21 protein-coding genes are annotated in these 20,866 nt (G+C 71.7%); 8 read left to right on the top strand and 13 right to left on the bottom strand.

The features are described from left to right. Positions 1–39: 39 nt before the first annotated feature. The 7 genes from ASD11_RS10645 to ASD11_RS10615 form a co-directional block, all read right to left on the bottom strand. The gene (locus ASD11_RS10645; protein WP_056286885.1) at positions 40–525 is read right to left on the bottom strand and encodes a DUF2505 domain-containing protein; all 486 of its coding nucleotides are present in this window, start codon (positions 523–525) and stop codon (positions 40–42) included. A 45-nt stretch (positions 526–570) separates the two neighbouring features. Continuing rightward, positions 571–1,320 carry a PspA/IM30 family protein gene (locus ASD11_RS10640; RefSeq protein WP_056286881.1) on the bottom strand — a complete coding sequence of 250 codons (750 nt, stop codon included), beginning with the start codon at positions 1,318–1,320 and terminating at the stop codon, positions 571–573. 53 nt (positions 1,321–1,373) lie between these two features. Continuing rightward, on the bottom strand, positions 1,374–2,891 hold the full coding sequence (locus ASD11_RS10635; protein WP_056286878.1) for a TPM domain-containing protein: 1,518 nt from the start codon (positions 2,889–2,891) through the stop codon (positions 1,374–1,376). A 69-nt stretch (positions 2,892–2,960) separates the two neighbouring features. Further along, a complete protein-coding gene (locus tag ASD11_RS10630; protein ID WP_056286874.1) occupies positions 2,961–4,178 on the bottom strand; it encodes a bifunctional glycosyltransferase family 2/GtrA family protein in 1,218 nt (405 codons plus the stop codon). Beyond that, positions 4,178–6,250: an ArnT family glycosyltransferase gene (locus tag ASD11_RS10625; RefSeq protein ID WP_082554289.1), complete on the bottom strand. Its 2,073-nt coding sequence runs from the start codon at positions 6,248–6,250 to the stop codon at positions 4,178–4,180. Before ASD11_RS10625 ends, ASD11_RS10630 begins: the two co-directional genes overlap by 1 nt. A gap of 131 nt (positions 6,251–6,381) precedes the next feature. Next, a complete protein-coding gene (locus tag ASD11_RS10620; protein WP_056286868.1) occupies positions 6,382–7,818 on the bottom strand; it encodes a sensor histidine kinase in 1,437 nt (478 codons plus the stop codon). Between the two features lie 10 nt (positions 7,819–7,828). Beyond that, complete coding sequence (locus ASD11_RS10615; protein ID WP_056286865.1) at positions 7,829–8,566, bottom strand: response regulator transcription factor; 738 nt, start codon at positions 8,564–8,566, stop codon at positions 7,829–7,831. A 127-nt stretch (positions 8,567–8,693) separates the two neighbouring features. Here ASD11_RS10615 and ASD11_RS10610 point away from each other — a divergent pair, with 127 nt between their 5' ends. Genes ASD11_RS10610 through ASD11_RS10590 form a run of 5 tightly spaced genes read left to right on the top strand, consistent with a single transcriptional unit; the run spans position 8,694 to position 13,279 of the window. After that, entirely contained in the window at positions 8,694–9,038 is a 345-nt protein-coding gene (locus tag ASD11_RS10610) for a hypothetical protein (protein ID WP_056286864.1), read from the top strand. Between the two features lie 41 nt (positions 9,039–9,079). Next, positions 9,080–9,991 carry an N-acetyl-1-D-myo-inositol-2-amino-2-deoxy-alpha-D-glucopyranoside deacetylase gene (gene mshB, locus ASD11_RS10605; protein WP_056286861.1) on the top strand — a complete coding sequence of 304 codons (912 nt, stop codon included), beginning with the start codon at positions 9,080–9,082 and terminating at the stop codon, positions 9,989–9,991. After that, positions 9,991–10,392 carry a hypothetical protein gene (locus ASD11_RS10600; RefSeq protein WP_056286858.1) on the top strand — a complete coding sequence of 134 codons (402 nt, stop codon included), beginning with the start codon at positions 9,991–9,993 and terminating at the stop codon, positions 10,390–10,392. The genes mshB and ASD11_RS10600 overlap by 1 nt, the downstream gene beginning before the upstream one ends. Further along, positions 10,389–10,925, top strand: coding sequence for a flavin reductase family protein (locus ASD11_RS10595; protein ID WP_056286854.1), 537 nt, complete (start codon positions 10,389–10,391; stop codon positions 10,923–10,925). The genes ASD11_RS10600 and ASD11_RS10595 overlap by 4 nt, the downstream gene beginning before the upstream one ends. Further along, positions 10,922–13,279 (top strand): VanW family protein, encoded by a 2,358-nt coding sequence (locus tag ASD11_RS10590; protein WP_156464683.1) that lies wholly within the window; start codon positions 10,922–10,924, stop codon positions 13,277–13,279. Before ASD11_RS10595 ends, ASD11_RS10590 begins: the two co-directional genes overlap by 4 nt. 13 nt (positions 13,280–13,292) lie before the next feature. On the opposite strand, the gene ASD11_RS10585 is transcribed toward ASD11_RS10590, so the two are convergent. Both ASD11_RS10585 and ASD11_RS10580 read right to left on the bottom strand, forming a co-directional pair. Then, the gene (locus ASD11_RS10585) at positions 13,293–14,138 is read right to left on the bottom strand and encodes an intradiol ring-cleavage dioxygenase (RefSeq protein ID WP_056286850.1); all 846 of its coding nucleotides are present in this window, start codon (positions 14,136–14,138) and stop codon (positions 13,293–13,295) included. Between the two features lie 62 nt (positions 14,139–14,200). Continuing rightward, on the bottom strand, positions 14,201–15,136 hold the full coding sequence (locus tag ASD11_RS10580) for a GNAT family N-acetyltransferase (protein ID WP_056286847.1): 936 nt from the start codon (positions 15,134–15,136) through the stop codon (positions 14,201–14,203). Between the two features lie 108 nt (positions 15,137–15,244). Between ASD11_RS10580 and fdxA the strand changes: the two genes are divergently transcribed. Both fdxA and dapC read left to right on the top strand, forming a co-directional pair. Next, positions 15,245–15,568 carry a ferredoxin gene (gene fdxA / locus ASD11_RS10575; RefSeq protein ID WP_056286844.1) on the top strand — a complete coding sequence of 108 codons (324 nt, stop codon included), beginning with the start codon at positions 15,245–15,247 and terminating at the stop codon, positions 15,566–15,568. A 4-nt stretch (positions 15,569–15,572) separates the two neighbouring features. Beyond that, positions 15,573–16,673 (top strand): succinyldiaminopimelate transaminase, encoded by a 1,101-nt coding sequence (gene dapC / locus ASD11_RS10570; protein ID WP_056286841.1) that lies wholly within the window; start codon positions 15,573–15,575, stop codon positions 16,671–16,673. A 15-nt stretch (positions 16,674–16,688) separates the two neighbouring features. On the opposite strand, the gene ASD11_RS10565 is transcribed toward dapC, so the two are convergent. From ASD11_RS10565 to dapD, 3 genes are all read right to left on the bottom strand, one after another. Beyond that, entirely contained in the window at positions 16,689–17,171 is a 483-nt protein-coding gene (locus ASD11_RS10565; RefSeq protein WP_056286839.1) for a hypothetical protein, read from the bottom strand. 630 nt (positions 17,172–17,801) lie between these two features. Beyond that, positions 17,802–18,629 (bottom strand): hypothetical protein, encoded by an 828-nt coding sequence (locus ASD11_RS10560; protein WP_056286837.1) that lies wholly within the window; start codon positions 18,627–18,629, stop codon positions 17,802–17,804. Between the two features lie 16 nt (positions 18,630–18,645). After that, positions 18,646–19,599 carry a 2,3,4,5-tetrahydropyridine-2,6-dicarboxylate N-succinyltransferase gene (gene dapD, locus ASD11_RS10555; RefSeq protein WP_056286835.1) on the bottom strand — a complete coding sequence of 318 codons (954 nt, stop codon included), beginning with the start codon at positions 19,597–19,599 and terminating at the stop codon, positions 18,646–18,648. 58 nt (positions 19,600–19,657) lie between these two features. On the opposite strand from dapD, the gene ASD11_RS10550 reads away from it, so the two are divergent. Further along, on the top strand, positions 19,658–20,347 hold the full coding sequence (locus tag ASD11_RS10550; RefSeq protein ID WP_056286832.1) for a VOC family protein: 690 nt from the start codon (positions 19,658–19,660) through the stop codon (positions 20,345–20,347). Between the two features lie 4 nt (positions 20,348–20,351). On the opposite strand, the gene ASD11_RS10545 is transcribed toward ASD11_RS10550, so the two are convergent. Next, entirely contained in the window at positions 20,352–20,864 is a 513-nt protein-coding gene (locus ASD11_RS10545; protein ID WP_056286827.1) for a mycothiol transferase, read from the bottom strand. Positions 20,865–20,866 lie beyond the last annotated feature (2 nt).

The following is a 20,866-nucleotide window of genomic DNA, read 5'->3' as shown; positions in this document are numbered from 1 at the left end:
CGGTCGGCGTCGGCCGGCGAGCCCGTCGGGACCGGGGTGTCAGATGCGGGTCTTGCCCAGCTCGACCTCGCCGCGGATGGAGCCCTTGATGGCCCGCGCGATCTCAGGCTCGATCTTCTTGCCGATGAACGGGATGCTCACCTTGACGTCGCCGTCGACGGTGAACTTGGTGCCGCCGCCGTCGTTGACGAGGGTGGCCTTGCCCAGCATCTCGGCCGGCTGCCCGATGATGCTGACCTTGACGTCGGCCTTGCGGGTGCCCTTGGCGTCGGGCTCGCCCCACGTCTCGGTCTGCTTGACCTTGACCGTGCTGCCCGTGAGCTTCTTGACGAAGTCGGGCAGGTCGGCGGGCTGCGTGCGCACGATCGTGATGGTCGTGCTGCCGCCTGAGGACTCGACGGAGACGTCGATGTCGGTGGCCCCGGCGTCCTCGGCCGCCTCGGTGCGGAACTCCTGGCTCGAGATCAGTCCGTAGACGGCCTCGACGTCGGCACCTGCGTACTCGTACGAATCGTTGAACTTCATCTGGGCATCCTTGCAGTTCGGAGGGCTTCAGCGCATCAGGACGGGCTAGGAGTCGAGCTCGGGCGTGGCGGCGGGGCTGCCGAGCTGGCCCTTGAGCTCGGCCAGACGGGCCTCGACCTCCAGCTGGGCGCTGTCGACCTCCAGCTCCTCGAACTGAGCGTCGAGGCTCGAGGCGGCGAGCTCGGCCTGGCCGGCGACCCGGGCCTCCTCGCGACGCACCTTCTCCTCGAAGCGGGAGACCTCGCTCGTCGGGTCGAGGATGTCGATCGACTTCACGGCGTCGTGCACCTTGGCCTGCGCCTCGGCCGTCTTGGCCCGGGCGACGAGCTGGTCGCGCTTGGACTGCAGCTCGTCGAGCTTGCCGCGCATCTGCACGAGCCCGGTCTTGAGCTTCTCGACGACCTCCCCCTGCTGCTGGATGGCGGGGGCCTCGTCCTTGGCCTCCTGCTCGAAGCCGATCTGCTTGCCGAGGGCGACCTTGGCCAGCTGGTCGAACCGGTCGGCTTGGGCCGTCTCGCCGGCGGTGCGCAGCGAGTCGGCCTTCTGCGACGCGGCCAGGGCCTTGGCGCCCCACTCCTTGGCCGCGGCGACGTCCTCGCGGTGGTCTGCCTCGGCGAGCCGCAGGTTGCCGATGGTCTGCGCCACGGCCTCCTCGGCCTCCGCGATGGAGCTGGTGTAGTCGCGCACGAGCTGGTCGAGCATCTTCTGCGGGTCCTCGGCGCGGTCGAGGAGGGAGTTGATGTTGGCCTTGGTCAGCTGGGCGACGCGACCGAGGATGGACTGCTTCTGTGCCATGGCCTTCTCTTTTCCGTGGTGGGGATGCTGCCTTCGAGGTGCTCGTGCCGGGTTCAGAGGCGTGTGATGGTGGGGCGCCGGTCGACCGAGCGGTGACCGCCGAACCCGGTGGCGACGAAGCGGTCGGGACGCTCGCTGCCCGGGAAGGGGGCGTTGCCGCCGGACCCGTGGGTGGATCCTCCCAGGACGCTGCCGATGCGGTGCTGGTCCGGAGCCTCCACGACGGCCCCGGTGCGGGCCAGGGCCCAGAGGCCCTCGATGCCGCCGTCGTCGGGACGCTCCCACGTGGAGAGGTCGGAGGACATCTGCTCGCGGGCACCGTGCTCGTCGCCGGCGGCCCGACGGGCGCGGGCCAGCACGCCCACGGCTCCGCGATGGACCGCGATGTGGGTCTCGACGGACCCTTCGGCCTGCGGCAGCGCGGCGAGTCGTGCTGCCGCGGCCTCGGCCACGCGGAGGTCGGCCACCCGGTCGGCCGGGTCGTCGGCGGCCCGGGCCCGTGTGACGGCCGCGCGGGCGGCCCCTTCGAGCACCTGCGTCAGGGGGTCGGGGGTGCTGGTGGAGCGCGACCCGAGCTCGTCGAGGCGGGCCTCCAGGGCGGTGAGGAGGGCGGCAGCACGGTTCCGGAGGTCGCGGCCCTCCCGGACCTGCGGCTCGAGCTCGTCGAGGGCCCGGTCGACGCGGTCGCACACGGACAGGATCGCCGAGGACGCGGCGCGTCGCCGGGTGGCCGAGGGCTCGTCGTCGAGGGCCGAGCGCTGAGCCAGCGCCTCGTCGAGGTCGGCCCGGAGCTGCGTGAGGGTCGTGCGCCATGCGGGGACCTTGGCGCGGCCGGGTGCCTGGGCGTCGGCCTCGAGGTGGTCGAGGTCCTCGAAGGAGGCCAGCAGGGCGTCGTCGACGGTCACGAGGGCGCGGTCGGCAGCGTCCTCGATCTCGTCGTCGCCGAGGATGGCCGCGGGGTCGATCGTGCGGCCGTGCTCGTCCTGCACGTGGTGGGTCCGCTCGAAGCCACGGCGGTACCGGCGCGCGGCGACGGCCACGACCAGGAGGAGGACCAGCACGCCCAGGACGATCCACAGCCAGGGGAATCCGCGGCTGTCGCGGGCGTCGGCCAGCTGCTCGGCTCCCTCGGTGACGGCCTCGGCCCACTCCCCGGCCTCCACTGCAGGCTGGACGGTCTCGGCCCGCACGCGGTCGCGGTCGGAGGCGGCGAAGTCGTCGGTGTCGGCGGTGAGCTCGCTCTGCCGGGTGTCGGTGGCGATGGCCAGGACCACGTCGGCCGAGCCGAGGCGCGACCTCCGCACGGTGTCGGCGACGAACTCCGCGCCGCCCTGGGAGCCGAACGTGGGCACCAGCACCACGAAGAGCTTGCGGCCGGTCTCCTCGTAGAAGTCGCGGGTGGCCTCCCGGACCTCGGAACGGTCGGCGCCGAGGACGCCGGCGGAGTCGGTGACCTGACCCGACACGTCGACCCCTTCGGCCTCGGCGGACGAGGGGACGAGGAGGACGCAGACCGCGAGGGCCAGGGCCAGGAGGGGGGAGGTGATGGACGCGCGGGGCGAGGGCTGCACGTCTCGATCTTGGCCGACGCAGCAAGCCGACACAAACATCAGGCCCCGACGACCGCGCTCGGGCGCTCCTCAGACACCCCGGTCGACGGGGTGTCGGAAGATCCACCACCGCATGGCGGCGAACCGCATGACGGTCACGGTGAGGTTGGCGACGGTGAGCACGACGACCTCGACGAGCGGGTGGGACGCGCCGGTGGACGCGTGCAGGAGCGCCAGGGAGCCGCTCGTGATGACGAGCCCGCAGCCCAGCACGAAGAGCCCCTGCAGCTGGTGCCGGGCAGCACCCCTGGGGCCGACGATCCCGAACGTGAGGCGCCGGTTGGCCGCGGTGTTGGCCACGGCCGTGACCACGAGCGCGATCGCGTTGGCCGACTGCGCCCCGGTCCAGCGCTGCAGCAGCAGGTAGAGCAGCCCGTAGGCGACCGTCGAGACGACGCCGATGAGGGCGAAGACTGCGATCTGGGCGCTCGTCCGTCCCGACGCGCTGCTGCGAGTGGTCCGTCCCAGAGCCGTGGAGACCTCGCCGAGCGGGACCCGTCCGCGCACGAGCGACCAGCCCAGCCGGGCGATGCCGTGCAGGTCGTCGGTCGCGGTCCGCAGGATGTCGACCTTGCTGTCGGGGTCGTCGACCCAGTCCACCGGCACCTCGTGGATCCGCAGGTCCGCGCGCTCGGCCAGCACGAGGAGCTCGGTGTCGAAGAACCAGGCGTCGTCCTCCACGAGGGGCAGCAGGCGCTGGGCGACGTCACGGCGGATCGCCTTGAACCCGCACTGGGCGTCGGAGAACCGCGCCCGCAACGTCCCGCGCAGGATCGCGTTGTACGACCGCGAGACGATCTCACGCTTGGGACCGCGGGTCGTGCGGGAGCTGCGGGCGAGTCGGGAGCCGATCGCGATGTCGGAGTGCCCGCTCACCAAGGGGGCGACCAGGGGCAGCAACGCCTTGAGGTCCGTCGAGAGATCGACGTCCATGTAGACGAGGACGTCGGCATCGGACTCGCTCCACGCCCGCTTGAGCGCCCGGCCGCGGCCCTTCTCCTGCAGCGTCACCACACGGACGTCGTCGTGCTCGGCGGCCAAGGCGTGCGCCAGCCGGCTCGTGCCGTCGGTGCTGGCGTTGTCGGCGATGGTCACGCGATGGCCGAAGGGGAGAGTCGCGAGGTGGGCCCGGACGGCGGCGACGGCCGGGCCGAGCGCCACCTCCTCGTCGTGGACCGGGATCACGACGTCGATCGTCGCGAGCCGGTGCCCGATCCGGGGTCCGGTCGTGTCGAGCGTCGTGGTCATCACTGGACACCCGAGCTCAGGTCGTACAGCGTCACGCCGTCGACCGTGGTGGACTCGAAGGTCTCCTCGACCCAGCTCGTGATCGCCGAGCTCGTGTCGCCGCCCGGCCCGGCGCCTCCGCGCCCACCGCTGCCGCCGCCGATGAAGTAGTGGATCGCGCCGTCGGCGACGAGCTCCTTGAACGCTGCCAGGGTCGGGCTCGGGTCGGAGCCGTTGAACCCGCCGATCGCCATGACGGGCAGCTCGGTCGAGAGCTGGTAGCCCGCCGCGGTGTTGGAGCCGATGGCGGCAGCGGCCCACGTGTACGAGCCGGAGTCGGCCTCGAGGAGCGCGTCGATCGCGGTCGACGACGTGGAGCCGTTGAGCAGGTTGCTAGCGCCCCCAGTCCCGCCTGTCCCGCCTGGGCCGCCGGCCGCGCCGGGCGCCTGGCCGGTGCCGTTCTGCTGAGGTGGCCGGCCGCCCTGGCCGCCGGGTCCGCCGTTCGGGCCGCGGCCCCCGCCGGGTCCGCCGTTGCCGGTGGAAGGTCCTGCTGACGGGATGGACCCGGTGTGGGCTGTCGAGGCCGTCTGGACGGCGTAGGCGGTGGGCCCGGCCAGCACGGCCACGAGGGCACCCACGGCCACCGCGACGGCGAAGCGTCGGGGGAGGAGGCGGTGCACCACCACGAGGGCCGCACACGCCACGCCCAGCACCACCACGACCCAGCGGAGCCAGGGCAGGAAGTCGCTGCTGCGGCCGAGGAGGACGAACGCGAGCGTCGAGGTCAGGGCGATCGTGAAGGCCGCACCCAGCTGGCCGACCAGGGTGTCGCGCCGGGTCCAGAGCTCATGACCGCCGATGGCCACCACGGCGGCGATCGCCGGGGCCAGGGCCACGGTGTAGTAGGCGTGGAAGATGCCGGCCATGAAGCTGAAGGTCAGGGCGGTCACGAGGAGCCACAGGCCCCACACGACGAGTCCCGACGTGACGCGGTCGGTGCGGGCCGCGACCCGCCCCAGGCTCCGCACACGGAACCAGAGACCGAGCCCCAGGAGGACCAGGGCGGCCGGGAGGAGCCAGGCCACCTGGCCGCCGATCTCGCTGCCGAGGAGGCGGAAGAGGCCGGTGGATCCCCAGCCGCCTCCGCCGCCCACGGAGCCGGTCTCCTCGCCGTTCAGCCGACCCAGGCCGTTGTAGCCGAGCGTCAGCTCGAGGATCGAGTTGTCCTGGGAGCCGCCGATGTAGGGGCGGCTCGAGGCCGGCCACAGCTCGACGACGGCGATCCACCAGCCGCCGGCGACGAGCATCGACGCGAAGGCGACGAGGAGGTGGCCGAGACGCCTGAGCAGTGGGACCGAGGCGGCGAGGAGGTAGACGCCTGCGAGCGGCGGCAGCACGAGGAAGGCCTGGAGCATCTTGGTGAGGAAGGCGAGCCCGACGAGCGATCCGCCCAGCACGAGCCAGCGCACGGCCCGCTCGGGCCGCTCGAGCGCCCGCAGCGTGGCGTGCACGGACCCGACGAGCAGGAGCACGAGCAGGGCGTCGGGGTTGTTGAAGCGGAACATGAGCACCGCGACGGGCGTGAGGGCGAGCACCGCGCCGGCGGCGATCCCGGCCCACGCGCTCGACGTCGTCCGCCGCACGGTCGAGTACAGGAGGCCGACCGTCGCGACGCCGATGAGTGCCTGCGGCACCAGGATGCTCCACGTCGAGAGGCCGAAGATCCGCACGGACAGCGACATGACCCACAGCGATGCGGGCGTCTTGTCCACCGTGATGGAGCTCGCGGCGTCGGACGAGCCGAAGAAGAACGCCTTCCACGACTCGGATCCGGCCTGCACGGCGGCGGAGTAGAAGCTGTTGGCCCAGCCGGAGGCGCCGAGACCCCACAGGTAGAGGACGGCGGTGGCGGCCAGGAGGCCGATGAGGGCGGGGCGGACGCCCGGGTGGTCGTCGGCCCTGCCGCGCAGGACGCGGGGCAGCGGCCGGCGGCCAGGGCGCTGGTGAGCGGTGTCGTCGGTGTCGTCGGGCGAGGTGCGGTGCGGCTCGAGCACGGCCGTTCCGCCGGTGCGGTGCGTCAGGGTCTGGTCCATGGCTCCACCGTCGCGGCCCGCTCTGGCACCGTCGTGTGGTCGATCTGTGACGACCCTGTGACCCTCACCGGCCCCCGTCGGGCGGTGGATCCGCCACCGTACGAGCGCTCGTACGGTGGCGGATCCACCGCTCAGGTGGGGAGGGTGAGGGCGAACGTCGTGTCGCCCGGGGTGCTGCTGACCGTCGCGGCGCCGCCGTGGGCCTCGGCGATGGCGCGCACGAGCGACGTCCCGAGCCCGGCGCCGCCGAGCTCGCGGGTGCGCGAGCTCTCCCCGCGCGTGAACCGCTCGAACACCACGGGCACCAGCCCGGGGTCGAGACCGGGCCCGTCGTCGTGGACCTCCAGCACGGCATGGCCGCCCTCGGTCCGCAGACGTCCCGTGACGGTGGTGCCGGGCGGCGTGTGGCGCGCTGCGTTGCGCAGCAGGTTGGTGACCGCCTGGTGGAGACGGAGCTGGTCGCCGGGCACGAGGACGGGCTCCTCGGGCAGGTCGAGCCGCCACTCGTGGTCGCGCGTCACGACGCTCGCGTCGGTGACGGCCTCGGCCAGCATCATCGAGAGGTCGACGGGCTCGTGCTCGAGCGGGCGGCCCGCGTCGAGCCGTGCGAGGAGCAGCATGTCGTCGACGAGCGTGGACATGCGCTGCGCCTCCGACTCCACCTTGGCGGTCTGGTCGGTCCCCGTGCGACGCCCCAGCTCGGCGTACCCGCGGATCGTGGCGAGCGGGGTGCGCAGCTCGTGGGAGGCGTCGGCGAGGAACTGGCGGACCTGCTGCTCGCTCGCATGGCGGGCGTCGAGGGCCTGCTCGACGTGGAGCAGGAGCTGGTTGAGCGCCTCGCCCACCTGGCCGACCTCCGTGGCCGGATCGGTGAGGCGCTCGGGGACCCGGACGGTCCGGCCGACCTCCCCGGACTCCAGGGGCAGCAGGGTGACCTCGTGCGCGGTGTCGGCGACCTCGCGCAGGGGTCGGAGCTGGCGGCGCACGATCCACGACCCGGCGGCGGCTGCGGCCACGGCGCCCGTGACGCCCAGCAGGACCTCCCACCAGATGAAGCGGGCGATCGCGTCGTCGACGTCGTCCGTCGGCAGGCCCTGCACCACGACGGTCCCGTCGTCCGTGGTCGTCGCGGCCACCCGCACCGTGCCGACGGCGGGCAGGGAGATGGTCCTGGCCGTCCGGTCGGTGTCGACGTCGGCCAGCTCCTGGAGGGCCGACGTCGAGAGGGTGCGGAGGTCGCCGGAGGAGGTGACCTGGCTGCCCCGCGCGCCGCACGCGTCGCTGATGGTGGCGGTGAGGCTGCCGGCCGCCTGGCCCCGTCCGATGGGAGGGACGGAACAGGGGTCGGAGCCGGCGACCGGCCCGTCGAACCCGTCCGGCGGGCCGAGCCGCACCACGCGGCTGGCGCGGTCCATCGACTCCTCGAGCTGGGTGTCGAGCCGGTCGGTGAGGTACGAGCGCATCACGAGCGCCGCGACGACGGCCACGAGGATCGTGACCACGGCCACGAGCGCGACGGTGGCCGCCACGAGCCGGTTCGTGAGCGAGGAGGGGACGAGGCTGGGCACGACGGCGACCCTAGGCGTCGTCGGCAGGCTTGAGCACGTACCCGGCGCCGCGCTTGGTGTGGATCATCGGCGAGCGGCCGTTCTCGATCTTCTTGCGCAGGTAGGAGATGTAGAGCTCCACCACGTTGGCCTGGCCGCCGAAGTCGTAGTTCCACACCCGGTCGAGGATCTGCGCCTTGCTCAGGACCCGTCGGGGGTTGCGCATGAGGTAGCGCAGCAGCTCGAACTCGGTGGCGGTCAGCTCGACGGCCTCGCCGCCCCGGGTGACGTCGCGGCTGTCCTCGTCGAGCATGAGGTCGCCGACGACGAGCACGTTGTCGCTCCGGACCTCGGTGGCGCCGCTGCGGCGCACGAGCGCGCGCAGGCGAGCCACGACCTCCTCGAGGCTGAACGGCTTGGTGACGTAGTCGTCGCCGCCGGCCGTGAGACCGGCGATGCGGTCCTCGACGGCGTCGCGCGCCGTCAGGAAGAGGACGGGCACCTGGTCGTCGTGCGCGCGGACACGACGCATGACCTCGGGGCCCTCGATGTCGGGCAGCATCCAGTCCAGCACCAGGACGTCGGGGGAGAACGTCCGGGCGGTGTCGACCGCGGCGCGCCCGGTGACCGCCGTGCGGACCTCCCAGCCCTCATAGCGCAGGGCCATCATGAGGAGCTCGGCGATGTTGGGCTCGTCGTCCACCACGAGCACCCGCAGACGGGTGCCGTCGGGGCGGGTCAGGGCAGCGGCTGGTGCGGCGGTCGTCATGCTCCCACTATGGGAGGTCTTCCCCTGCGCCGGACAGGAACAGCCTGTGAGGATCCTGTGAGACGTCCTCAGCGTGTGCAGGTCCCGTCCACAGCGTCGCGACAGGTCCGCCGAGGACCGTGGGCCCATGGACGAGAACCAGACACAGACATGGTCCACGCGCATGCTCCTCGTCGCGGCGGCGGCCGTGGTGGTGCTCGGCGTCGGTGCGGGTGCTGCCCTGGGCGCGGTCGGCAACAACGAGGACGGCGGACGCGGCGGCCCGCGCGGGGGCTTCGGAACCGGCGAGGGCTTCCCTGGCCGCCCGAGCCAGCCGGGGACGGACCAGGATCGCCCGGGTCAGGACCCACGGGGCCAGGGCCGCCCGGACCTGCTGCCCCAGGGACAGCGACCAGGCTCCGGACCGGGCCAGGGAGCCGCCCCGGGCCAGGTGCAGCAGCCACCCGCAGCGGACCCCGGCAGCGACGTCTGAGGCACGGCGAGGACGTGGGGTGCGCGGTCTAGGCTGGCGTCATGTCGCAGCCCGCCCGTCGCATCCTCCTGGTGCACGCCCATCCCGACGACGAAGTCATCAGCAACGGCGCCACCATGGCGCGCTACGTCGAGGAGGGGGCTCAGGTCACGCTGGTCACGTGCACCCTGGGCGAGATGGGTGAGGTGCTCGTCCCCGAGCTCGAGCACCTGGCTGCCGACCGCGACGACGCCCTGGGCCCGCACCGCGAGAAGGAGCTGGCCGAGGCCATGCGGATCCTCGGCGTCACGGACCACCGCTTCCTCGGTGGTGCCGGGCACTTCCGGGACTCGGGCATGAAGTGGGACGAGAACGGCAACGCCACCGCCGCCGACGACATCCACGAGAACGCCTTCTGGCACGCCGACCTCCTGGAGGCCTCCGACCTCCTCGTCGAGATCATCCGCGAGGTGCGCCCGCAGGTCCTCGTCACGTACGACGAGTTCGGCAACTACGGCCACCCCGACCACGTCCAGGCCCACCGCGTGGCCACCTACGCCACGGCGCTCGCCGCCGGCCGCTCGTACCGTCATGACCTGGGCGAGGCCTGGGACATCCCCAAGGTCTACTGGGCCGCCATGTCGGCCTCCGCGCTGCGCGAGGGCATCAAGGAGGTGCGCGAGGCCGGCGACCTCTCCTTCATGGAGGGCATGGACCCCGACAACCTGCCGCCCTTCGCGTTCGAGGACGACGACATCGACGCCATCGTCGACGGCACGCCGTGGGTCGACGCCAAGCTCGACTCCATGCGCGCGCACGCCACCCAGATCGCGGTGGACGGACCGTTCTTCGCCCTCTCCAACGACATCGCTCAGCGAGCGTGGGGCCGCGAGTTCTACCGCCTCGTCAAGGGCGTCGCGGTGAAGCCCGAGGGCTCGGCCTTCGAGGACGATCTCTTCGCCGGAACGGAGTGATGGCGGGCTCGCGTCCGCGTCGCGGTCCTGCGGCGCGAGCCGTCGCGGCGCGCCTCGCCGTGGTGCTCGTCGGGCTGTACGTGGGCGTCCTGGGTGCCGTGATGCACCGGGCGCGCCTCGACGACGGTCCGCTCGTCCTGCCGTGGGGACTCGTCCTCGGCCTGGGCGCAGCGGCGCTCCTGGCCTGGACCGCCTCTCTGCTGGTGCGTGCGGGAGCCGCCTGGTTCGCCCTCGGGTGGACCGCGGTCCTGCTCCTGCAGGGCCTCGGCGGAGCGGGCAGCTACCTCGTCGGCTCCGACGGCTGGGGCTGGGCCTTCATGGGGCTCGGCCTGTCGCTGCTGGTCCTCGTGGTCGTCCTGGCACCAGGACGTCACCGACGACCTCCTAGGCTGGTCCGGTGACCTCCTCCGTCGACCAGCGGGCGTTCCGCGACGCCCTGAGCCGGTTCGCCAGCGGTGTCACCGTCGTCTCCACCCTGCACGACGGCATCGACCACGCCATGACCGCGAGCGCCTTCACCTCGGTCTCGCTCGACCCTCCGCTCGTGCTCGTGTGCTCGCACAAGACCAGTCGCTTCCACGATGCCGTCCTCGAGTCGGGCGTCTGGGGCGTCTCGATCCTCTCCGACGCCGGCCGGGCCGCCTCGGCGTGGTTCGCGCACCGCGGTCGCCCGCTGGAGGACCAGCTGCAGGGCATCGCACACCACCGTGGCAGCACGGGCGTGGCGCTCGTCGACGACTCGCTCGCCTGGCTGGAGTGCACCACGCACGCCGTCCACGACGGCGGCGACCACACGATCCTCGTCGGGTCGGTCGTGGGCGCCGGGGTCCACGAGCTGGTCGACGACCCGTTGTTGTACTACCGCTCGCACTACGGCACGATCGTGCGATCGCCGGAGAATGAGAAGACGCTCGGGAAGGACGCCGGCTCATGAACGACGACCAGCAGCGACCGCACGACGACGGTGCCGAGGACGACGCCACCGCGCAGCCCGGCCCCGACGACGCACTCGTCGAGGGCGGCCTCGTCGAGGAGAGCGACGAGCTCGACCTCGACGACGCTCCCGAGCCGGGCGACGAGCCGGAGCCCGAGCCGGAGCCCGATGGACCCGAGGCCGGGGACCCTGACGACGAGGACGAGCCCGACGGCGACGTCCCGCTCGACGCGCCCGAGACCGACCTCGACGCGGAGGCCGACCACGAGACGGAGCTCGGGCACGACGAGCCCGCGGACGAGCCGGACCCGGTGGACGAGGACGAGCTCCTCGCAGAGGACGAGCCCGAGGGCGACGAGGTCGGGGGCGACGAGCTCGACGACGAGGACGAGCCCGACGGCGACGTCCCGCTCGAGGCATCGGACACCGACCTCGGCGAGCACGAGGACGAGGACGAGCACGAGCACGAGCACGAGCACGACCACCGGCCGCCGCCGTTCGCGGTCGACCCGGACGCCGAGGACACCGGCGAGATCCACCCGGTGCCCCGCTCCTTCGCGCCGCTCGCGCCCAGCGCCCTCGACGTCGACGTCGACGACGTCGACGTCGACGACGCCGCCACCGAGGCGGCGCCCTCCGGCGAGGAGCCCCACCGTCCACGCCGACGGTGGCTCCGCCGCGCGCTCGTCGCAGCCGTCCTGCTCCTGGGCCTGGCCTACGTCGGCGGCTGGTGGCTCACGGGCGAACGGACCCCCGCGCAGGCCAGCATCGGCGGGGTCGACGTGGGAGGTCTTTCACCGACCGCCGCGCAGCGAGCGGTCGAGACGGAGCTCGGACCCCGGGAGGCCGACGCCGTCGTCCTCGAGCACGAGAAGAAGACGTTCGAGATCGATCCCGCCGACGTCGGCCTCTCGCTCGATGCCAAGGGGAGCGTCGACCAGGTCGTCTCCCGCAGCTGGGACCCGCGTCGCATGGTGGCTCTCGTGGCCGGCAAGCACACGTACGACCCCGTCGTCGACGTCGACGACACGAAGCTCGCGGACAGCGTGGACTCGGTGGCCGAGGCCGTGCAGGTGCCGGTCACCCAGGCGCTCATCACCTTCCCGGGCGGGAAGCCCAAGGCCCGCGAGCCGCAGGAGGGGCTCGTCGCCCGCAAGGACGACACGGCCCAGGCGGTCAAGGACGCCTACCTCGCGGAGAGCGGCCCCGTGGCGGTGCCCACCGCCGTCGTCGACCCCATGGTCGACTCGGCCGGACTGAAGAAGGCCATGACCGAGATCGCCCAGCCTGCCGTGGCCGCTCCCGTCGCGATCCGGGTGGGCGAGAAGACGATCAAGCTGCCCGTCTCGGCGTACACCCCCGCCCTCACGGTGGGCGTGGTCGACGGCGCCATGAAGCCGCGCATCGACGCGGAGAAGCTGGCCGAGCCGCTCACCGACGCCACCACCGGCATCGGCAGGAAGGCGGTGGACGCCACCGTCGTGATCCGGGGCGGCAAGCCCGTCGTCGTGCCCGGCAAGGACGGCGTGGGCCTGCAGCCCGAGGAGATGGCCAAGAAGCTCGTCCCGGTGCTGACCCGGACGGGGGACGCCCGGTCCATCAGCATCGAGGCCGACGTGGTCGAGCCCGAGTTCACGACCGCCGACGCCAAGAAGCTCCAGATCAAGGAGCGGGTCAGCGAGTTCGAGACCGAGTTCCCGTACGCGGAGTACCGCAACATCAACCAGGCCCGTGCGGCCGAGCTCATCGACGGCGTCATCGTGAAGCCCGGAGAGACGTTCAGCTTCAACGACACCGTGGGGGAGCGCACCGAGGCGGCGGGATTCGTCGTCGGCACCATCATCAACGGCGGAGTGTTCCGCGAGGAGCTGGGCGGCGGCGTCTCCCAGGTCGTCACCACCACGTACAACGCCGCCTTCTTCGCCGGCATGGACGACGTCGAGCACCACCCGCACGCCTTCTACATCAGCCGCTACCCCGTGGGCCGCGAGGCGACGGTCGCGTGGGGCTACCTGGACCTCAAGTTCAAGAACCCCACCAAGTACGGCGTGCTCATCAGGGCCTCGGTCAAGAAGTCCACGCCGGGCTCGGCGGGCGTCACCCGGGTGGAGCTGTGGAGCACCAAGGTGTGGGACGTGAAGGCCGGGAAGTCGGCCAAGCGCAACCTGCGCGACCCCGGCACGCGCTACGACGACACGCCGGCGTGCGTCGCGCAGGACCCGGTGCAGGGCTTCGACATCGACATCTACCGGACCTTCTTCAGCAAGGGCAAGAAGGTGAAGTCCGAGACCGTGACGGCCAACTACCAGGCGGCCGACAAGGTGATCTGCGGCAAGAAGCCCACGAAGGACTAGCGCGACCGACGCATCAGACCGGGACGCGCAGCGTGGCAGTGCAGCCGTCGGACGCCGAGCCGGACACCGTGGCCATCTGGAGCGAGTAGCCGTCGCTGAACACCAGGTCGGAGTCGAGGGACACGCGCGCGAGGTTGGCGACGCTCGTCTCGTAGCCCTTCGTGGCGTAGACGGACTCGCAGACGTCCTGGGGGAACGCCAGCTGCGAGGTGCGCATGCGTCCGGTGGCTGACGTGGCGTCGGCCAGGCTGGGGTAGACCTCGAAGTGGATGTGCGGCCAGCGCCCGTCGTAGCAGGCGGGAAATATCGACGTGAAGGTCACGCGGCCGTCCTGGTCGGTCTCCTGCACGCCTCGCAAGTAGTTCTCGTCCTTGGCCTCGTCGGAGTACATCGAGTAGGCACCGGCACGGTCGCAGTGCCAGACGTAGACGGCCGCACCCGCGAGCGGCTTCCCCGCCTCGTCGGCGCTGCTCACGTCGACGACGGTGAGCGTGAAGTCGAGGGGAACGCCCTCGGCCGTGCCGGTCGCCTCGCCGAAGCTGGAGCGGATGTCGCTGCGGACGATCCCGGTGGCCGTGAGCACGTTGACGCCGTTGGACCCGTCGGCCGGGAAGGGTCCGTTGGTCTCCTCAGGGATCTCGCTGCCACCGGACTGCGTGGTGCCGGCGCGGGAGGACGGACTTGTCGAGCGAGCGGTCGGACCGCTCGTGGTGCTGGACCCGTCACCCGGCGTGCACGCGACGAGCGCTGCGGCACCTGCCCCGCCGAGCAGGCCGAGCAGGCGGCGTCGTCCCACCAGGGTGGGAAGGTCGTGGGAGAGCCCTCGGTCGTGGTCCTCGACCTCGTCGGTGTGGCGCATGACCCCACCGTACGAGGGCTCGCTGTGGGTTCCCTGTGGTCCAGGCCTGGTCCGGGCCTGGTTCAGGCCGGCGGCACGAGGTAGACGTACTCGTGGTGGTCCACGAAGCCGAACGGCGCGTAGAGCGCCAGGGCCGGGGCGTTGTCGCGCATCGTCTGCAGGTACGCCTTGTCCGCGCCGTGCTCCACGGCCCAGGCCAGGGCGGTCTCCACGACCCGTCGGCCGAGCCCCTGTCGCCGGAGGTCCGGCCGGACCTCCACCGCAGCCACCCCGGCCCACTCGCCGGTGACCACCACCCGGCCGATGGCCACGGCCGGCTCCCCGATGCTCACGAAGCCCACGGTGGGCGTCCCCTCGAGGACGGTCCTGGCGATGTCGCGGTGCTCGGGGGCCAGCCGACCGTAGAGGGCCAACCAGTCGTCGTCGACCGTCGGCGAGACCACCGCCTCGGGGTCACGCCGGTGGGTCCCCAGCGCGCTCACCTGGACGACCGCTCCAGGGCGGGCACCCGACGAGGGACGCCACCTGGCGGCGAGGAACGCGGTGTGCCACCGCGTCCCCACCACCACCTGGGCCAGGGGCGGGAGGTCGCGCTCCCGGTAGAAGCTCTCGACGGACGCCAGCGCCGCGTCGAGCGGGACCCCGGGGTCGCCGTGGACGGCCACGGAGCAGGCCCGTCCGGTGAACCCTCCCGAGGCGCGCAGCTCCCAGTCCCCGAGCGGGACGGACTCCACCGCGGCCCACCCGCGCGACGTGATGCGCGTCAGGTCCTCGGGGTCCACGTCGAGCGGGCGACGCGAGCGACGGGGGCGGTCGGGCACGACCCGCCACAGCAGGACGGCGTCGCGTGGCACGTCGACGACGGATCCGTCACGTCGTTCCAGGCGTACGACGTCGTCCAGGGCCAGGACACGGCCCACGACGTCGGCCGCGGAGCCGTCGGCCAGGCGGTGTCGGACGGTGACGCGTCGGCCCAGGGCGTCGTCGCTGATCAGCACGTCCTCACCCTGTCACGCCCGTCCCGTCTCATGAGGCAGACCTCAGTCACGGGCCCGGACCCGCGAGGGCGATAATGGATACGTTCAGCCCTGTCGTGAGGAGTAGACGTGACGTACGTGATCGCCCAGCCGTGTGTGGACGTGAAGGACCGCGCATGTGTGGACGAGTGTCCCGTCGACTGCATCTACGACGGCAAGCGCATGCTCTACATCCACCCCGACGAGTGCGTCGACTGCGGTGCCTGCGAGCCGGTCTGCCCGGTCGAGGCCATCTTCTACGAGGACGACACCCCGGAGGAGTGGAAGGAGTACTACGACGCCAACGTGCACTTCTTCGACGACCTGGGCTCCCCGGGCGGTGCCGCCAAGACCGGCGAGATCGACGCCGACCACCCGTTCGTGGCTGCTCTGCCGCCCCAGAACCAGGAGTGAGCGCATGACGCGGTCGCGCGTCTCCAGCCGTCTCCCCGACTTCCCGTGGGACACCATCGCGCAGGCCAAGGCCCGCGCGGCGGCGCATCCCGACGGGATCGTCGACCTCTCCATCGGCACGCCGGTGGACCCCACGCCCGCCGTCGCCCGGCAGGCGCTCGCCGAGGCCGCCGACTCCCCGGGCTACCCGACCGTCCTCGGACCCACGCCGGTGCGGCAGGCCGCGGTCGACTGGCTCGAACGTCGGGCCGGCGTCACCGGGCTCGAGGCCGACCAGGTCCTCATGACCGTGGGCTCCAAGGAGCTGATCGGCAACCTGCCGGCCCAGCTGGGTCTGGGCGCGGGCGACCTCGTGGTCTACCCCGAGCTGGCCTACCCCACCTACGAGGTGGGCGCGCGCTACGCCGGCTGTGAGGTGCTGGCCGCCGACTCCACCGTGGCGATCGGCCCGCGCAACCCCGCGCTGCTCTACCTGAACTCACCGGCGAACCCCCACGGCCAGGTGCTGGGCGTCGACCACCTTCGCAAGGTCGTCGAGTGGGCCCGCGAGCGTGACGTCCTCCTGGTCTCCGACGAGTGCTACCTCGAGTTCGGCTGGGAGGCCCAGCCCGTCTCGGTGCTGCACCCCGACGTCTGTGGCGGCTCGCACGAGGGCCTCCTCACGGTGCACTCGCTCTCCAAGCGGTCCAACCTCGCGGGCTACCGCGACGCCTTCGTCGCCGGCGACCGCGCCGTCGTGGCCGAGCTGCTCGCGGTGCGCAAGCACCTCGGCTTCATGGTGCCCACGCCCGTGCAGCACGCCTTCGCCGCGGCCCTGGCCGACGACACCCACGTCGAGCTCCAGCGCGAGCTCTACGCCAACCGACGGGCCGTGCTCCGCAAGGCCCTGCAGCGTGCCGGCTTCCGCATCGACCACTCCGAGGGCTCGCTCTACCTCTGGGCCACGCGCGACGAGCCGTGCCGCACCACGGTCGACTGGCTGGCCGAGCGCGGCATCCTCGCGGCCCCCGGCGACTTCTACGGCGCCGCCGGCGCGCAGCACGTGCGGGTGGCGTTCACCGCCACCGACGAGCGCGTCGAGGCCGCCGTCTCCCGCCTGGTCTGAGCGAAGGCCTGCTGGTCAGGGGGCTTCGCTGTCGGCAGCGGGGTTCATCAGGCGCTTGCCGATGATCGTCACACCGTCTCGGTCATAGACCGGAGCCCAGATCTCGCCCTTCTCGTTCGGCTGGACCATGTCCTCGCGCTGCCGGCGTTCCGCTGCCGCGAACTGTTCGGTCGTGTCGATCGGAGATCCGGACCTGCCCGACGGAACGACGAACCCGTCGTCGATGTCGGAAAGCTTCAGGTAGCCGACCTTGCCGTCGACGCGCGTCTCGACGAAGTCCGGACGCTGGTCGAGGGGCGTGTCGACACGCCAGCCCCCCACCGTCGCGCCGTTCTCGAGGCGTGTGAATGCTGGGAGATCTTCCGTGAAGGTCGGCAACGCCGTGGCCACCTCCTCGGTCGAACGGTCGGACTGCGATGCGAACGCAGCTCCGCCGAGGTAGCCCGCTCCACAGAGCAGGACGGCAGTGCACGATGCGACGACGATGCGTGGTCTCATGAATATTCTCCTGGCGCCTAGGTGGGTCATGCCAGCCAGCTAGGGAAGTAGTAGGCAGGTGCTGCTCGTTCGACCGTGTAGAGGTACCCGGCGTCGGAACGGCGCGAGTTGTACGAGTATCCGAGGTAGTTCCGAGGCGATTCGCAGCTCGTGGTGTAGTACTCGCGGGCGGTGCTGGCATCTCGAGAAGAGGCAGTCGAAGTGTTGAGCAAGGTGCCAGAGTCGCCGCAGACCAGACCATTGGATGAGTTGACCACGAGTGCGCGGGTCCGGAGGTAACCAGCTGGCACGCTCTGGGCGTTGTTTGACGCGCTACATCCCTCGTAGTTGTTGGTCAGGCCACCGCCGCGTTCTGTCGCGTCGTTAGTCGACGCGCGTCCGAGCGAGCATGAAGTGCTGTGGCCGAAGATCTTGGCCCAAGGCCCCGGATGGGAACCAGCGGCGACTGCTGGTGAGATGCTCACCCCCAGCGCGATGCACGCGAGTGAGAGTGCTGAGAGGACAAGCGACTTCATATTCGGCTCCGGGGTCGAGACCGTTCAGATCCATGCGGCATGGACTGTAGTCAATGTGACGTGTGCCATGAACGATGTCAACTGTCCGCGGTCCATCGACGGTGAGGAGCTGCCCTCAGCTGACCGTGGCGGTGACTCGGTCGTCGGCCGCCCGGGGGGACTCCACCCAGCCGTCGGGGGAGTCTCGTGCGGTCCAGCGGAGGCGGTCGAAGGAGACCGACTCGATGTTGAGGCGGGAGGCGTTGGCCACGAGGTAGTGGGCGACCGCCCAGCCGCGGATGGTCACGTCGGCGGCCTTGCCGCCCTTCACGGGCGCCGTGACGGTGGTGCCGTCCTTGATGGTGCCGAGGTCGCCGAACGTCGACTTGAGGTCGGCGGCGATCTGGTCCGGGTTGCCGCCAGCGGCCTCGTTGACCTGGCACGAGAACGTGGCGGGGCTGTAGCCGCGCAGGGCCGACGCCAGGGCTCGGGCATAGGCCTCGTGGGCCGCGTACGCGGCCGGGAAGGCGGACCGCTGCACGGCCTGGGCCGCCTCGGTGATCTCCATCGAGGAGTAGCCCTTGACCTTCACGAGTCCGTCGTAGAAGGCGTTGATGGAGTGCTGAGGGTCCTGGACCTGCTCCGCGGTGCCCCAGCCCTGCGACGGGCGCTGCTGGAAGAGTCCGAGCGAGTCGCGGTCGCCGTAGTCGATGTTGTGGATCTTGGACTCCTGGAACGCCGTGGCGATGGCGATCGTGGTGGCCCGCGGCGGGAGCCCGCGCCGTTGGGCGATCCCGGACATCAGGGCTGACCACTGGGCCTGCTCGACGTCGACCTGGGCGTGCGTGTCGCCGACGTCGGCGGTGCAGTACTCGCTGCGGACGGGCTGCCGGTCGCGGACCGTGACGGCGACCAGCACGGCGGCCACCACGAGTCCTGACAGCAGGATCCAGCGAAACCTCATCGGGTGGGCGCGGACCTCAGTTGGCGTGCAGCGCGGCGTTGAGCTCGATGCCGCTGCGCTCGCCGCGCGGCCGGACCTCGACGCGGCCCGTCTCGCTGTTGGTGAGGAACAGCAGGCCGTCCTGGCCGGACAGCTCGAGCGCCTTCACGACCGAGCCGTCGGGCGTGGTGACCTTGGTGCCGGCCGTGACGTAGCAGCCGGCCGCCACGACGCAGTCGTTGCCGAGCGAGATGCCGATGCCGGAGTTGGCGCCCAGCAGGCTGTTCTCACCGATGCTGACGACCTCGCTGCCGCCGCCGGAGAGCGTTCCCATGATGGAGGCGCCGCCGCCGACGTCGGAACCGTTCCCGACGACGACGCCGGCCGAGATGCGGCCCTCGACCATGGCGTGGCCGAGCGTGCCGGCGTTGAAGTTCACGAAGCCCTCGTGCATCACGGTCGTGCCCTCGGCCAGGTGGGCGCCGAGACGGACGCGGTCGGCGTCGCCGATGCGGACGCCGGTGGGGAGCACGTAGTCGGTCATGCGGGGGAACTTGTCGACGCTCGTGACGTTGACGACGAGGCCGGCGGCTCGGGCGCGGCCGCGGGTGGCCTCGAAGCCCGCCACGGCGCACGGCCCGATGGTGGTCCAGACGACGTTGGAGAGCAGGCCGAACTGACCGTCGAGGTTGATGGTGCGCGGACGGACCAGGCGGTGCGACAGCAGGTGCAGGCGCAGGTAGACGTCGTACGCGTCGGTGGGCGCGGTCTGTAGGTCGTCGATGACGGTGTGCACCACGACCTTGCGGACCTGGCGGACCGCGTCGTCGCCGCTGATGGCGATGAGGTCGTCGGGCTCGCGGTCATGGTCCGAGGCGGGTCCGAGGGCCGGCGCGGGGTACCAGACGTCGAGGACGTCGCCGTCGAGCGTGACGGTGGCGACGCCGAAGCCATGGGCGCTCTGGGGCAGGTCGGGATGCTGCGCGTTCATGGCACCCAACCTAGCGGTGCAGTGGCTGGCGTCGGCGCTCGCTCCTAGGCTGGCAGGCATGAGCCTGGCGACCTTCAAGGACCTGTGCATCGACGTCGGCGACCTGCCCGGCGAGGCTGCCTTCTGGGCCGGGCTCCTCGGCCTGCGGGTCGAGAGCTTCCCCGACGATCCGGACGAGCTGGTGCTGCGCGGCGACCGGCCCCAGCAGACCGTCTGGCCCAACCCGGTGCCGGAGGGCAAGGCCGTCAAGAACCGCGTGCACCTCGACGTCTGGGCGTCCTCGCTCGACGGCATCACGGGGACGCGGGTCACCGAGCCGGGGGAGCAGGGCTGGACGACGTTCACCGACCCCGTCGGTGGCCAGGAGTTCTGCGTCTTCACCCGTGCCGACGTCGGCCTGTACCGGCTCAAGGACGTCGTGGTCGACGCCGCCCACCATCAGTCCATCGCCGCGTGGTGGGCCCAGGTGCTCGGCGGCACGGCCCACGACGACGAGGGGCGCTACTCGTACGTGAGCGACATCCCCGGCGTCCCGTTCGACGACATCGACTTCACCCCGGTGCCCGAGCCCAAGACCGTCAAGAACCGCATCCACTGGGACATCGATCTCACGCCCGGATCCACCGTCGCCGACCTCGTCGCGCTGGGTGCCACGGTGCTCCGCGAGCCCGACGACGACATCCGCTGGACGGTCATGGCCGACCCTGAGGGCAACGAGTTCTGCGTCTTCGCACCGCGAGCGGACTGACGGCTCAGCGGCGCGAGGCCACGCCCAGCACGAACGAGGCCTGGCCCAGGTGCTGGAGGCAGTCGCCCAGCACGCTCACGAGCCGCGCCGAGGCCGTGACGGGCGGGTCCCAGCGCTCGTCCACGACCCGCTCCAGCTCCTCCGTGGTCAGGGAGTCGAGGTAGCGACGGGTGAGGGCGTCCACGTCGGCGTGGTAGCCCGCGAGCAGCTCGCCGTCGACCCGGACGGCCGCGACGTCGTCGCTCGACTGGCCGTACCCCGTGGCGTCGTCGTCGAAGGGCAGGTCGAACCGCTCGCGCCACGACTCCCACGCCTGCTCCTCGTCCGAGAGGCCTGCCACGTGGTCGTCCTGGATCCGCGTGAGGTGCCACACGAGCCAGGCCACGGTGTTGGCCTCGGCGTCGACCCGGAAGGTCGCCGCCTCGAGGTCGAGGTCGTCCGTCACGGAGGCCACGAGGTCGCGGACACGGTCGAAGGAGTCCTGGAGCAGGGCGGTGGTGGGGTCGAGGTCGCTCATGT

The organism is Aeromicrobium sp. Root495 (assembly GCF_001426755.1).
GTDB lineage: Bacteria > Actinomycetota > Actinomycetes > Propionibacteriales > Nocardioidaceae > Aeromicrobium.
Note: the sequence above shows the minus strand (reverse complement) of the source record. Positions and strands in the feature narration are given on the sequence as shown.